Origin of the sequence: Margalitia sp. FSL K6-0131 (assembly GCF_038008735.1) — a bacterium.
In the GTDB taxonomy this organism is placed as follows: Bacteria; Bacillota; Bacilli; order Bacillales; family Bacillaceae_C; genus Margalitia; species Margalitia shackletonii.
The window spans coordinates 1-15,376 of record NZ_JBBOZS010000001.1; the positions used below are offsets into that span (position 1 = coordinate 1).

General features: G+C 40.9%; 8 protein-coding genes, 2 tRNA genes and 3 rRNA genes. All 13 read left to right on the top strand.

The annotated features are described in order from the left end of the window. Positions 1-1,017: chromosomal replication initiator protein DnaA (gene dnaA, locus NSQ59_RS00005; protein ID WP_340828494.1), on the top strand; the 1,017-nt coding region annotated here is incomplete at its 5' end. 175 nt (positions 1,018-1,192) lie between these two features. Then, the gene (gene dnaN / locus NSQ59_RS00010) at positions 1,193-2,332 is read left to right on the top strand and encodes a DNA polymerase III subunit beta (protein ID WP_055741637.1); all 1,140 of its coding nucleotides are present in this window, start codon (positions 1,193-1,195) and stop codon (positions 2,330-2,332) included. A gap of 232 nt (positions 2,333-2,564) precedes the next feature. Continuing rightward, entirely contained in the window at positions 2,565-2,792 is a 228-nt protein-coding gene (gene yaaA / locus NSQ59_RS00015; RefSeq protein WP_437177121.1) for a S4 domain-containing protein YaaA, read from the top strand. Positions 2,793-2,853: 61 nt separating this feature from the next. Beyond that, positions 2,854-3,972: a DNA replication/repair protein RecF gene (gene recF / locus NSQ59_RS00020; protein ID WP_126649320.1), complete on the top strand. Its 1,119-nt coding sequence runs from the start codon at positions 2,854-2,856 to the stop codon at positions 3,970-3,972. Between the two features lie 9 nt (positions 3,973-3,981). Beyond that, positions 3,982-4,230, top strand: a complete 249-nt coding sequence (gene remB / locus NSQ59_RS00025; RefSeq protein WP_055741640.1) for an extracellular matrix regulator RemB — start codon at positions 3,982-3,984, stop codon at positions 4,228-4,230. Between the two features lie 122 nt (positions 4,231-4,352). After that, the gene (gene gyrB / locus NSQ59_RS00030) at positions 4,353-6,278 is read left to right on the top strand and encodes a DNA topoisomerase (ATP-hydrolyzing) subunit B (RefSeq protein ID WP_055741887.1); all 1,926 of its coding nucleotides are present in this window, start codon (positions 4,353-4,355) and stop codon (positions 6,276-6,278) included. A gap of 165 nt (positions 6,279-6,443) precedes the next feature. Then, positions 6,444-8,924, top strand: a complete 2,481-nt coding sequence (gyrA, locus tag NSQ59_RS00035; protein ID WP_340828498.1) for a DNA gyrase subunit A — start codon at positions 6,444-6,446, stop codon at positions 8,922-8,924. 87 nt (positions 8,925-9,011) lie between these two features. Further along, complete coding sequence (locus NSQ59_RS00040) at positions 9,012-10,103, top strand: HD-GYP domain-containing protein (RefSeq protein WP_055741642.1); 1,092 nt, start codon at positions 9,012-9,014, stop codon at positions 10,101-10,103. Positions 10,104-10,331: 228 nt separating this feature from the next. Then, positions 10,332-11,882, top strand: a 16S ribosomal RNA gene (locus tag NSQ59_RS00045). A 94-nt stretch (positions 11,883-11,976) separates the two neighbouring features. Then, a tRNA-Ile gene (locus NSQ59_RS00050) sits at positions 11,977-12,053 on the top strand. A 22-nt stretch (positions 12,054-12,075) separates the two neighbouring features. Next, positions 12,076-12,151, top strand: a tRNA-Ala gene (locus NSQ59_RS00055). A gap of 103 nt (positions 12,152-12,254) precedes the next feature. Then, positions 12,255-15,189, top strand: a 23S ribosomal RNA gene (locus NSQ59_RS00060). A 66-nt stretch (positions 15,190-15,255) separates the two neighbouring features. Then, positions 15,256-15,372, top strand: a 5S ribosomal RNA gene (rrf, locus tag NSQ59_RS00065). The 16S, 23S and 5S rRNA genes sit together here with 2 tRNA genes alongside, the layout of an rRNA operon. Positions 15,373-15,376: the final 4 nt, after the last annotated feature.

Below are 15,376 nucleotides of genomic sequence, written 5' to 3' on the forward strand. Positions count from 1 at the left end.
ATGCTGAATCCAAAGTATACATTTGACACATTTGTCATTGGATCCGGAAATCGTTTTGCACATGCTGCCTCTTTAGCAGTTGCTGAAGCTCCGGCAAAAGCATATAATCCTTTTTTTATTTATGGTGGTGTAGGATTAGGGAAAACCCATTTAATGCACGCTATTGGCCATTATGTTATTGAACATAATCCTACAGCGAAGGTTGTGTATCTCTCATCTGAAAAGTTTACAAATGAATTTATTAATTCTATTCGCGATAACAAGGCAGAGTATTTCCGGAATAAATACCGTAACGTTGATATTCTATTAATAGATGATATTCAATTCCTTGCAGGAAAAGAATCAACTCAAGAGGAATTTTTCCATACTTTTAATGCCTTACATGAGGAAAGCAAGCAAATTGTGATTTCCAGTGATAGACCTCCAAAGGAAATACCGACACTTGAGGATCGCCTTAGATCACGATTTGAATGGGGTCTAATTACAGATATTACACCGCCTGATTTAGAGACAAGAATTGCCATCCTTCGTAAAAAAGCGAAAGCAGATGGTCTTGATATTCCAAATGAAGTAATGCTCTATATAGCTAATCAAATTGATTCCAATATTCGTGAGCTTGAAGGTGCATTAATACGCGTTGTTGCTTATTCCTCTTTAATTAATAAGGATATCAATGCAGATTTAGCAGCTGAAGCATTAAAGGATATTATTCCTAGCTCCAAACCAAAGGTTATTACGATACTAGATATTCAAAAAAAGGTCGGGGAACAGTATAATGTAAAGCTGGAAGATTTCAAAGCGAAAAAACGAACACAATCTGTAGCATTCCCTCGGCAAATTGCAATGTATTTGGCCAGAGAACTAACAGATTTTTCTCTTCCTAAAATCGGAGAGGAATTTGGAGGCAGAGACCATACTACTGTAATCCATGCTCACGAAAAAATATCTAAAATGATCCAAAGTGACGGACAATTACAGAAAAAAATTGAAGAAATTCAAAGTATCCTAAAAAGCTAATGTTTTTTCTTTAGGGGATATTGTGAATAACATTACTAAAGATATACACAGTCTATCCACATGTGGATAGACTTTCTTTCCTTTCAAATTTGACGTTATCCACAAATCCACATCCCCTATTACTATTACTACGGTTTTTTAAAAGAATTATTAATAATAATCCGGGGGCTGAATAATGAAATTTTCAATTCAACGAGATCGTCTTATTCAAAGTGTACAAGACGTTATGAAAGCAATTAGTACAAGAACTACTATTCCAATTTTGACTGGTATAAAAATTGTGGCAACAAATGAAGGTGTAACTTTAACAGGAAGTGATTCAGATGTTTCCATCGAATCTTTTATACCGAAAGAAGAAGATGGAGATGAATTAGTAGAGATTCATTCTACTGGTGGAATTGTTTTGCAGGCAAAGTTTTTCGGTGAAATTGTCAAAAAACTGCCAATGGATACTGTCGAAATGGAAGTTATTAATCAATTTCAAACAGTTATTCGTTCAGGTAAAGCAGAATTCAACTTAAATGGACTGGATCCAGAGGAATATCCACACTTACCGCAAATATCTGAAGAAAATATTATTAGAATTCCAACCGATATATTAAAAAATGTTATACGCCAAACTGTATTTGCTGTGTCTGCTTCAGAAACACGCCCAATCTTGACAGGTGTAAACTGGCAACTAGAAGGTAATAAAATTTCTTGTATTGCAACAGATAGTCATCGGTTGGCAAAACGAAGCGCAGAGGTAGAAACAACTGGTGATTTACAATACAACATCGTTATTCCTGGAAAAAGTTTAAATGAATTAAGTAAGATTTTAGATGATACAAATGAACCGGTTGAAATTGTTATTACTCAAAATCAAATCTTATTTAAAGCAAAACATCTATTGTTCTTTTCACGATTATTGGAAGGAAATTATCCAGATACTTCCCGATTAATTCCTTCTGAAAGTAAGACGGAATTAATTATTAACACAAAAGAATTTTTACAAGCAATTGATCGTGCTTCATTGCTTGCCAGAGAGGGCCGTAACCCTAATGTGGTTAAACTTTCTACCCTTTCCTCAGGTGTTATTGAAATATCCTCCAATACTCCTGAAGTTGGTAAAGTAGTGGAACAAGTTCAAAGTAATTCAATCGAGGGAGAAGATTTGAAAATTTCCTTTAGTGCTAAATATATGATGGATGCACTTAAAGCGCTTGAAGGACTTGAAATAAAAATTAATTTTACAGGTGCAATGCGTCCGTTTATCATCCATCCGATGAATGACGAATCCATTATACAGCTTATCCTGCCAGTAAGAACGTATTAAATTTAATAAAGGATAAATCGGTGAACATTTAAGCTCACCGATTTATTTTTTACTCCCCCTCCGTCCATTTTTCACCCGTAAATAGGCTCCTTTAGGTAAAAGTTCTTTTGAAAAAAGTTATTAACATGTGGATAACGTCTATTTTTTCGAATATGAAAATTCTTACATGTAAAGATGCTTTGTATTCATTAAAAATATTTAGTAAAATTATAAATTAGATACTTAGATGAGGATGTTGAATAATTTGGATAAAAATGTAAAAATCGAAACGGAATTCATTACTTTAGGGCAATTTCTTAAATTAGCCGATGTTATTCAAAGTGGTGGAATGGCGAAATGGTTTTTAAGTGAATACGAAGTATATGTGAACGGAATACAGGACCAAAGAAGAGGAAAAAAGCTGGTCGAAGGTGATAAGGTAGAGATACCGGGAATTGGCCAGTTTATGATAACTAAATAAAATAGGCCAAGTTCTGATCGTCCATATTATTATCCGTACATGGAATAAAGGATGTTACGAAATGTATATAGAGGAACTGGAGTTACGTAATTATCGCAATTATGAAAAGCTTTCAATTGAGTTTCAAGATAAAGTAAATGTCATTCTCGGGGAAAATGCTCAAGGGAAAACGAATGTAATGGAATCCCTTTATGTTTTAGCAATGGCCAAATCCCACCGGACAACAAATGATAAAGATTTGATACGTTGGGACGCGGAATATGCTAAAATAAATGGGAGGATAAAAAAAGGAAGCGGTTCTTTTCCGTTAGAGCTGATTATTTCCAAAAAGGGAAAAAAGGCAAAGTTTAACCATATTGAGCAACGGAAGCTAAGTCAATATATAGGAAATATGAATGTCGTCATGTTTGCTCCTGAGGATTTAAATCTTGTAAAAGGGAGCCCTCAAGTAAGGCGGCGTTTTATTGATATGGAAATTGGTCAGGTTTCTCCTGTTTATTTACACGATATTGGCCAATATCAAAAAATATTACAGCAGCGAAACCATTATTTGAAACAACTTCAAATAAAAAAACAAACGGACGAAACGATGTTGGATGTTCTAACAGAACAATTCATTCAAATTGCTGTAAAAATTATTATAAAAAGGTTTGACTTTATTAAAATGCTGCAGGAATGGGCAAGTCCTATTCACACTGGTATTTCTAGAGGACTAGAATCGCTAAAAATTAACTATAAACCCTCATTAGATGTATCAGAAGAGCTGGATTCGTCAACCATGATAAAGATATATGAGGAAAAATTTTCCTCAATCCGAAATAGGGAGATTGAACGTGGTGTAACTTTAGTTGGGCCTCACAGGGATGATATGACCTTTAATGTAAACGATCGCGATGTACAAACATTTGGATCTCAAGGTCAACAGCGTACAACTGCCTTATCTTTAAAACTGGCTGAAATAGAGTTAATTCACTCTGAGATTGGTGAATATCCTATTCTTCTTTTAGATGATGTACTTTCTGAATTAGATGATTACAGACAATCTCATTTGTTAAACACGATTCAAGGAAGGGTCCAAACGTTTGTTACAACAACAAGCATTGAGGGAATTGATCATCAAACTTTAAAAGAAGCATCAACCTTTTTGGTTACAGAGGGTTGTATTTCCAGCGGAAAATGAGGTGGAAATGTGTATATTCATATAGGTGAAGATGTGTTGGTCGGGAGCAATGAAATAATTGCTATCCTTGATAAAGAATCGGTACAAGATTCCCCCATTACGCAAGAATTTTTGCAAACAAGAACGAAGGAAATTATCAATTTATCAAAGGGTGAATTCAAATCTATTATTATTACCTGTCATCAAGTATATCTCTCACCATTAGCCTCAAGTACGCTTAATAAACGTACAAAATACGAGAATCAGCAGATTTCTTAAAAATACATTATATATTTTATTCATCTTTTTTTAATTGAATTATAGTGCGGACTTATAAATAGATTTTTTATTGACCTTTTAGCAGTTTATTTATTAGGAAGTGTAGGTGAAATTCATTGCCAATGGAACAAGAACAATTGCAAAATCAATCATATGATGAGAATCAGATACAAGTTCTTGAGGGATTAGAAGCAGTTAGAAAACGCCCTGGTATGTATATTGGATCAACGAGTTCAAAAGGGCTTCATCATCTTGTATGGGAAATTGTGGATAATAGTATTGACGAGGCTTTAGCCGGTTTTTGTGATCAAATTGATGTTATTATCGAGAAAGACAATAGTATCAAAGTAATTGATAATGGACGTGGTATTCCTGTTGGGATCCATGAGAAAATGGGCCGTCCAGCCGTTGAGGTTATCCATACAGTCCTGCATGCAGGCGGTAAATTTGGCGGCGGCGGATATAAGGTTTCCGGAGGTTTACATGGGGTTGGTGCTTCGGTAGTGAATGCCCTATCAAGCGAAATGGAAGTCTATGTTCATCGCGATGGGAAAATCCATTACCAGAAGTATGAACGTGGAGTACCTTGCTTTGATTTGAAAATTGTAGGGGAAACCGATCATACCGGAACCACAACTCGTTTTAAGCCAGATCCGGAAATATTTACAGAAACAACTGAGTATGAATATGACATTTTAGCTACACGTATACGCGAACTAGCGTTTTTAAATAGAGGAATCAAAATTACCATTGAGGATATGAGGGTAGAACCGCCTAAGAAACAAGAATTCCATTATGAAGGCGGTATTAAATCTTACGTTGAACATTTAAATAGATCGAAGGAAGTCCTTCACGAGGATCCAATTTATGTTGAAGGGGAAAAGGATGGAGTTTTAGTAGAAGTTTCCATTCAATACAACGATGGCTTCACAGGGAATATTTACTCCTTCACAAATAATATCCATACTTATGAAGGCGGTACACATGAATTTGGATTTAAAACTGCTTTAACAAGGGTGATAAATGACTATGCCAGAAAAAATGGTTTGATAAAGGAAAACGATTCTAATCTTTCAGGTGAAGATGTTCGTGAAGGATTAACTGCGATTGTTTCCATCAAACATCCTGACCCGCAGTTTGAAGGTCAAACGAAAACAAAGCTTGGAAACTCGGAAGCAAGAACTATTACAGATGCAGTATTCTCTGAGCACTTTGAAAAATTCATGCTTGAAAACCCTACCGTTGCAAGAAAAATTGTTGAAAAAGGATTAATGGCTGCCCGAGCACGATTGGCTGCCAAAAAAGCCCGTGAATTAACCCGTCGTAAAAGCGCACTAGAGGTTTCAAGTTTGCCAGGTAAACTAGCTGACTGTTCATCTAGGGACCCACAAATTAGTGAGTTATTTATAGTAGAGGGTGATTCTGCAGGCGGGTCTGCAAAACAAGGCAGGGATAGACATTTTCAGGCGATTTTGCCGTTAAGAGGTAAAATTTTAAACGTTGAAAAGGCTCGTTTAGATAAAATTTTATCCAATAATGAAATTCGTACCATCATTACGGCACTGGGTACAGGCATTAGTGAAGATTTTGAAATTTCAAAGGCACGTTATCATAAAGTGGTTATCATGACTGATGCCGATGTGGACGGCGCACATATAAGAACCTTATTATTAACCTTTTTCTATCGTTATATGAGACAAATTTTAGAAGCGGGATATGTTTATATTGCCCAACCGCCTTTATATAAAATTTCCCAAGGAAAAAGAGTGGAATATGTATACAGCGATCGTGAGCTTGAGGTTGCCTTAAGCCAAATGCCTCAGCAGCCTAAGCCGGGAATTCAAAGATACAAAGGTCTCGGAGAAATGAATCCAGAACAGCTTTGGGAAACAACGATGGATCCTTCCAATCGAACTTTATTGCAAGTAAATCTCGAAGATGCTATTGAAGCGGATGAAACATTTGAAATGCTTATGGGAGATAAGGTAGAACCACGTCGAAATTTTATCGAAGAAAATGCCATCTATGTAAAAAATCTAGACATCTAATTTTGATAATAAGAAATTTGCAAGCGCCTTGGTTATTTCCTATCCGATAGGCAATGGGGCTAGTCAAAGGCGAATCTCACGAAATAAAATTATACTTCTTATTATTTTAAATAAAGCAATCAGTTAATGCTGATTGCTTGATTCTCTTAAAGGAGGTTCTCTAGCTTGGCTGAAACACCGAATGCAAATATAAAAGAAGTAAATATAAGTAAAGAAATGCGTACTTCCTTCCTAGATTATGCGATGAGTGTTATTGTTGCTCGTGCACTTCCAGACGTACGTGACGGATTAAAGCCTGTGCATCGCAGAATTCTTTATGCAATGAATGATTTAGGAATGACATCCGATAAGGCTTATAAAAAGTCAGCCCGTATCGTTGGTGAAGTAATCGGAAAGTATCATCCACATGGTGATTCTGCTGTTTATGAAACAATGGTTCGTATGGCCCAAGATTTTAGCTATCGTTATATGCTTGTTGATGGACACGGCAACTTCGGTTCTGTAGACGGAGACTCCGCAGCAGCGATGCGTTATACAGAAGCCCGTATGTCAAAAATATCTATGGAACTGCTCCGTGATATTAATAAAGACACAATAGATTATCAGGATAACTATGATGGTTCAGAAAAAGAGCCAGTAGTCTTGCCTTCTAGATTTCCAAATTTATTAGTCAATGGTACATCTGGTATCGCCGTAGGGATGGCAACAAATATCCCACCTCATCAACTTGGTGAGGTCATTGATGGTGTACTTGCATTAAGTAAGGAACCTGATATCACTATTCAGGAGCTAATGGAATATATCCCAGGTCCAGATTTTCCTACAGCCGGATTAATTGTAGGAAGAAGCGGAATACGCAGAGCCTATGAAACAGGAAAAGGTTCGATCACGTTAAGAGCCCGCGTTGAAATTGAGCAAAAAGCAAGCGGAAAAGAAATGATCATCGTTAAGGAAATTCCTTATCAAGTTAATAAAGCTAAATTAGTAGAAAGAATTGCTGAGTTAGTAAGAGATAAGAAAATTGATGGGATTACAGATTTACGTGACGAATCCGATCGGACAGGGATGCGCGTTGTAATTGAAGTTCGTAAAGATGCAAACGCAAATGTACTGCTAAATAATTTATTTAAGCATACTGCGTTACAAACTACTTTTGGAATTAACCTTCTAGCACTAGTTAAGGGTCAGCCTAAAGTATTAAATTTAAAAGAATGTCTATATCATTATTTAGAGCATCAAAAGGTTATCATTCGACGCAGAACAGAATTTGAATTAAAAAAAGCGGAAGCACGCGCCCATATTTTAGAAGGATTAAGAATTGCTTTAGATCATATAGATGAAATTATTAGCTTAATTCGTTCATCACAAACAACGGATATAGCAAGAAATGGTTTAATGGAGCAATTTTCATTATCTGAAAAGCAAGCACAAGCAATTCTTGATATGCGACTCCAACGTTTAACAGGATTAGAACGTGAAAAAATAGAAGAAGAATATCAAGAATTAATTAAACTAATTGCTGAATTGAAAGCAATCTTAGCGGATGAGGAAAAGGTTCTTCATATTATCCGTGAAGAGTTGCTGGAAATTAAAGAACGATTTAATGATACAAGAAGAACGGAAATTGTTTCCGGCGGAATTGAGCAAATTGAAGATGAAGATTTGATTCCTCAAGAAAATATAGTAGTGACATTAACTCATAATGGCTATATTAAACGTTTGCCAATTTCAACATATCGCAGCCAAAAACGAGGCGGCAGAGGTGTACAAGGGATGGGAACAAATGAAGATGACTTTGTTGAACATCTTCTAACTACTTCTACTCACGATACGATTCTATTCTTCACCAATAAAGGGAAGGTCTATAGAGCCAAAGGCTACGAAATTCCTGAGTATAGCCGTACAGCGAAGGGACTACCAATCATTAACCTATTGGGAATTGAGAAGGATGAATGGATCAATACAATCATTCGAGTAGAAGAATTCGTAGAGGATTCATATTTATTCTTTACAACGAAAAAGGGAATATCAAAACGTACACCATTATCTGATTTTGCTAATATTCGAACCAATGGCTTAATTGCGATTCATCTACGCGAAGAAGATGAGTTAATTTCTGTTAAACTAACAGATGGAAATAAAGATATTATTATCGGTACAAAAAATGGTATGCTTATTCGCTTTCCGGAAACGGATGTACGTTCAATGGGAAGAACTGCAACTGGGGTAAAAGGTATTACATTGTATGGTGAAGATGATGTCGTTGGAATGGAAATCTTAGATGAAAATAATGAGGTTCTCATTGTAACCTTAAACGGATATGGAAAGCGTACACCTGCGTCTGAATATCGCATCCAAAGCCGTGGCGGAAAAGGAATTAAAACATGTAATATTACCGAGAAGAACGGCTCACTTGTCTCAGTTAAAACAGTTACTGGTGAAGAAGATTTAATGCTTATTACGGCTGGCGGGGTCTTAATCAGAATGGCTGTTAGTGATATTTCTCTTCTTGGAAGAAATACACAAGGTGTCAAGTTAATAAAACTTGGAGAAGATGAATATGTTGCAACGGTTGCAAAAGTAGAAAAAGAATCAGAAGAAGAAACAGAAGAACCGGAAGAAAAACTGGAAGATAGCAATGAATAATTTTAAAAGAGGCATCGTTTTGATGTCTCTTTTTTGGTAAAATATATAATTAGGGAAAGTTCTGACATTTGCACCAGGGGGAAGGTTATGAAAATAAAGGTAGAAAGTCTAAGAGAAGGTTGCATCCTTGAGGAAGATGTTATGGGAATGACTAGCTTCCCTATTATTCCGAAGAAAACAATAATAGACAAAAATTATATTAATATTTTATTAGCCTTTAAAATAAATGAAGTGAATGTTGAAAATAAAATGGCTGATGGAACGAGTTTGAAGACACAAAATAGTGAACAGAAACTATCAACAGAGAGTACAGTGAAAAATAAACTCAAATCTTCCTTTCAAGAACAATATAATGAAGCGGTCCTAAAATATAAAACTGATTTTAAAAATTGGCAATCAGGAGCAGTGATTAATGTTGCAAATGTAAAAGAATATTTATATCCTTTGCTTGAAAAAATAGAGGATGATGTGAATAGACAGATTTTATCGCTCCATCATTATTCTAATAAAGAAGATTATATTTATCATCATTCTATAGCTGTAGGAATTCTCAGCGGGATAATAGCTAAAAAAATGAACTATTCCAAAGGGGAATATTTTCAGGCAGCATTAGCTGGTTGCTTGGCTAATGCTGGTATGTCAAAGGTTTCACCATATATTATTAAGAAAAAAAGCACTCTGATAAGTGGCGAGATGAATGAGGTGCAGGAGCATGTTGTTCAAAGCCTTAAAATGGTGCAAAATACTCCTTTATTGAAATCTGAAACGAAGCTGGCCATTTTTCAACATCATGAACGTCTGGATGGATCCGGCTATCCGCTGAAATTGAAAGGAAATAAAATTCATTCCCTATCCAGAATTGTGGCAGTTGCAGATGTATTTCATGCTCTTATAAGTGATCGGTTATACCATGAAAATGTATCAGTATTTAAGGCGATTGAAATATTAATCTCTGATTGCTTTGGACAATTTGACATATCTGTAATAAATGTTTTACTAAATATGATTTCCGTTCATTTAGTTATCGGAACAAAGGTGAAATTATCGAATAATCAATTAGGCGAAATTATGTTTACAAAAAGTTCAGCTTTAACAAGACCGTTAATAAAAATGTTAAACAGCAGTGATATTATTGATTTGGAGAAAAGAAGAGATATCTGTATTGAGGAGATAGTTTAATTATCTCCTTTTTTATTCTAAAAAAGTATTGCATTTCATAGAAAAAGTTGATAGAATAATATTCGTTGGTTTAAAAAAACAACAAAATGCTTCAAAAATAATATTTTAAAAACATTTGACTAAATAGATTATCTGTGATAAACTATTAAAGTCGTTAAGATGATTGGTCTTTGAAAACTAAACAGAACAAAACGTCAATGTTTTAAATGATGAGCTATATCAAACACTTTTTTGGAGAGTTTGATCCTGGCTCAGGACGAACGCTGGCGGCGTGCCTAATACATGCAAGTCGAGCGGACTTTTAAAAGCTTGCTTTTAAAAGTTAGCGGCGGACGGGTGAGTAACACGTGGGTAACCTGCCTGTAAGACTGGGATAACTCCGGGAAACCGGGGCTAATACCGGATAACTTCTTTCCTCGCATGAGGAAAGATTGAAAGATGGCTTCGGCTATCACTTACAGATGGACCCGCGGCGCATTAGCTAGTTGGTGAGGTAACGGCTCACCAAGGCGACGATGCGTAGCCGACCTGAGAGGGTGATCGGCCACACTGGGACTGAGACACGGCCCAGACTCCTACGGGAGGCAGCAGTAGGGAATCTTCCGCAATGGACGAAAGTCTGACGGAGCAACGCCGCGTGAGTGATGAAGGTTTTCGGATCGTAAAACTCTGTTGTTAGGGAAGAACAAGTATCGTTCGAATAGGGCGGTACCTTGACGGTACCTAACCAGAAAGCCACGGCTAACTACGTGCCAGCAGCCGCGGTAATACGTAGGTGGCAAGCGTTGTCCGGAATTATTGGGCGTAAAGCGCGCGCAGGCGGTTTCTTAAGTCTGATGTGAAAGCCCACGGCTCAACCGTGGAGGGTCATTGGAAACTGGGAGACTTGAGTGCAGAAGAGGAGAGTGGAATTCCACGTGTAGCGGTGAAATGCGTAGAGATGTGGAGGAACACCAGTGGCGAAGGCGACTCTCTGGTCTGTAACTGACGCTGAGGCGCGAAAGCGTGGGGAGCGAACAGGATTAGATACCCTGGTAGTCCACGCCGTAAACGATGAGTGCTAAGTGTTAGAGGGTTTCCGCCCTTTAGTGCTGCAGCTAACGCATTAAGCACTCCGCCTGGGGAGTACGGCCGCAAGGCTGAAACTCAAAGGAATTGACGGGGGCCCGCACAAGCGGTGGAGCATGTGGTTTAATTCGAAGCAACGCGAAGAACCTTACCAGGTCTTGACATCCTCTGACAACCCTAGAGATAGGGCGTTCCCCTTCGGGGGACAGAGTGACAGGTGGTGCATGGTTGTCGTCAGCTCGTGTCGTGAGATGTTGGGTTAAGTCCCGCAACGAGCGCAACCCTTGACCTTAGTTGCCAGCATTCAGTTGGGCACTCTAAGGTGACTGCCGGTGACAAACCGGAGGAAGGTGGGGATGACGTCAAATCATCATGCCCCTTATGACCTGGGCTACACACGTGCTACAATGGATGGTACAAAGGGCTGCGAGACCGCGAGGTTAAGCCAATCCCATAAAACCATTCTCAGTTCGGATTGCAGGCTGCAACTCGCCTGCATGAAGCCGGAATCGCTAGTAATCGCGGATCAGCATGCCGCGGTGAATACGTTCCCGGGCCTTGTACACACCGCCCGTCACACCACGAGAGTTTGTAACACCCGAAGTCGGTGAGGTAACCTTTTGGAGCCAGCCGCCGAAGGTGGGACAGATGATTGGGGTGAAGTCGTAACAAGGTAGCCGTATCGGAAGGTGCGGCTGGATCACCTCCTTTCTAAGGATAATGGAAAACCACTTTCGTGGTTACGAAGAGACGTTTTCGTTCTGTTTAGTTTTGAAAGAGCAATCTTTCTATGAGAAAGAAAGATGGGCCTATAGCTCAGCTGGTTAGAGCGCACGCCTGATAAGCGTGAGGTCGATGGTTCGAGTCCATTTAGGCCCACCATTATAATTGCATATTTCATTATGGGGCCTTAGCTCAGCTGGGAGAGCGCCTGCTTTGCACGCAGGAGGTCAGCGGTTCGATCCCGCTAGGCTCCACCAATTTTTGTTCCTTGAAAACTAGATACTGATAGAAGAAACCAAGTAAAACCGAGAATCGCCACTTTATGGATTTAATCCATTTTAAAGTAGTAATAACCTTATAGGTTAAGTTAGTAAGGGCGCACGGTGGATGCCTTGGCACTAGGAGCCGATGAAGGACGGGACTAACACCGATATGCTTCGGGGAGCTGTAAGCAAGCTTTGATCCGGAGATTTCCGAATGGGGGAACCCACTGCTCGTAATGGAGCAGTATCTTTACCTGAATACATAGGGTAATGAAGGCAGACCCGGGGAACTGAAACATCTAAGTACCCGGAGGAAGAGAAAGCAAACGCGATTTCCTGAGTAGCGGCGAGCGAAACGGAAGAAGCCCAAACCAAGAGGCTTGCCTCTTGGGGTTGTAGGACACTCTATACGGAGTTACAAAGGAACGGAGTAGATGAAGAGGTCTGGAAAGGCCCGTCAAAGAAGGTAACAACCCTGTAGTTGAAACTTCGTTCCCTCCAGAGTGGATCCTGAGTACGGCGGGACACGTGAAATCCCGTCGGAAGCAGGGAGGACCATCTCCCAAGGCTAAATACTCCCTAGTGACCGATAGTGAACCAGTACCGTGAGGGAAAGGTGAAAAGCACCCCGGGAGGGGAGTGAAAGAGAACCTGAAACCGTGTGCCTACAAGTAGTTAGAGCCCGTTAATGGGTGATAGCGTGCCTTTTGTAGAATGAACCGGCGAGTTACGATTTCATGCAAGGTTAAGCTGATGAAGCGGAGCCGCAGCGAAAGCGAGTCTGAATAGGGCGAATAAGTATGAGGTCGTAGACCCGAAACCAGGTGATCTACCCATGTCCAGGGTGAAGGTAAGGTAACACTTACTGGAGGCCCGAACCCACGCACGTTGAAAAGTGCGGGGATGAGGTGTGGGTAGCGGAGAAATTCCAATCGAACTTGGAGATAGCTGGTTCTCTCCGAAATAGCTTTAGGGCTAGCCTCAAGATGAAGAGTATTGGAGGTAGAGCACTGTTTGGACTAGGGGCCCTCATCGGGTTACCGAATTCAGACAAACTCCGAATGCCAAATACTTATGCTTGGGAGTCAGACTGCGAGTGATAAGATCCGTAGTCAAAAGGGAAACAGCCCAGACCACCAGCTAAGGTCCCAAAGTATACGTTAAGTGGAAAAGGATGTGGAGTTGCTTAGACAACCAGGATGTTGGCTTAGAAGCAGCCACCATTTAAAGAGTGCGTAATAGCTCACTGGTCGAGTGACTCTGCGCCGAAAATGTACCGGGGCTAAACGTATCACCGAAGCTGTGGATGGACACCTGACAGGTGTCCGTGGTAGGAGAGCGTTCTAAGGGCGGTGAAGCTAAACCGGAAGGATTAGTGGAGCGCTTAGAAGTGAGAATGCCGGTATGAGTAGCGAAAGAAGGGTGAGAATCCCTTCCACCGAATGCCTAAGGTTTCCTGAGGAAGGCTCGTCCGCTCAGGGTTAGTCGGGACCTAAGCCGAGGCCGAAAGGCGTAGGCGATGGACAACAGGTTGATATTCCTGTACCACCTCTTCACCGTTTGAACGATGGGGGGACGCAGGAGGATAGGGTAAGCGCACTGCTGGTTATGTGCGTCTAAGCAGTTAGGCTGGTTACGAGGCAAATCCCGTAACCGTGAAGGCGGAGCTGTGATAGCGAGGGAAATATAGTACCGAAGTTCCTGATTCCACACTGCCAAGAAAATCCTCTAGTGAGGTGAAAGGTGCCCGTACCGCAAACCGACACAGGTAGGCGAGGAGAGAATCCTAAGGTGAGCGAGAGAACTCTCGTTAAGGAACTCGGCAAAATGACCCCGTAACTTCGGGAGAAGGGGTGCTCTGGTAGGGTGCAAGCCCGAGAGAGCCGCAGTGAATAGGCCCAGGCGACTGTTTAGCAAAAACACAGGTCTCTGCGAAGCCGCAAGGCGAAGTATAGGGGCTGACGCCTGCCCGGTGCTGGAAGGTTAAGAGGAGGGGTTAGCGTAAGCGAAGCTCTGAATTGAAGCCCCAGTAAACGGCGGCCGTAACTATAACGGTCCTAAGGTAGCGAAATTCCTTGTCAGGTAAGTTCTGACCCGCACGAAAGGCGTAACGATCTGGGCACTGTCTCAACGAGAGACTCGGTGAAATTATAGTACCTGTGAAGATGCAGGTTACCCGCGACAGGACGGAAAGACCCCGTGGAGCTTTACTGCAGCCTGATATTGAATTTTGGTACAGCTTGTACAGGATAGGTAGGAGCCTTTGAAGCCGGAGCGCCAGCTTCGGTGGAGGCGTCGGTGGGATACTACCCTGGCTGTATTGAAATTCTAACCCGCACCCCTGATCGGGGTGGGAGACAGTGTCAGGCAGGCAGTTTGACTGGGGCGGTCGCCTCCTAAAGAGTAACGGAGGCGCCCAAAGGTTCCCTCAGAATGGTTGGAAATCATTCGTAGAGTGTAAAGGCACAAGGGAGCTTGACTGCGAGACCTACAAGTCGAGCAGGGACGAAAGTCGGGCTTAGTGATCCGGTGGTTCCGCATGGAAGGGCCATCGCTCAACGGATAAAAGCTACCCCGGGGATAACAGGCTTATCTCCCCCAAGAGTCCACATCGACGGGGAGGTTTGGCACCTCGATGTCGGCTCATCGCATCCTGGGGCTGTAGTCGGTCCCAAGGGTTGGGCTGTTCGCCCATTAAAGCGGTACGCGAGCTGGGTTCAGAACGTCGTGAGACAGTTCGGTCCCTATCCGTCGTGGGCGTAGGAAATTTGAGAGGAGCTGTCCTTAGTACGAGAGGACCGGGATGGACGCACCGCTGGTGTACCAGTTGTCTTGCCAAAGGCATCGCTGGGTAGCTATGTGCGGAAGGGATAAGTGCTGAAAGCATCTAAGCATGAAGCCCCCCTCAAGATGAGATTTCCCATAGCGCAAGCTAGTAAGATCCCTGAAAGATGATCAGGTTGATAGGTTCGAGGTGGAAGTGTGGCGACACATGGAGCTGACGAATACTAATCGATCGAGGACTTAACCAAAATAGAGCGATTCTCTTTACTTCTTCTTCTACAGTATTTAGTTTTGAGGGAACAAACCTCATATAGTCTGGTAATTATGGCGAGAAGGTCACACCCGTTCCCATCCCGAACACGGAAGTTAAGCTTCTCAGCGCCGATGGTAGTTGGGGGCTCTCCCCCTGCAAGAGTAGGACGTTGCCAGGCAATC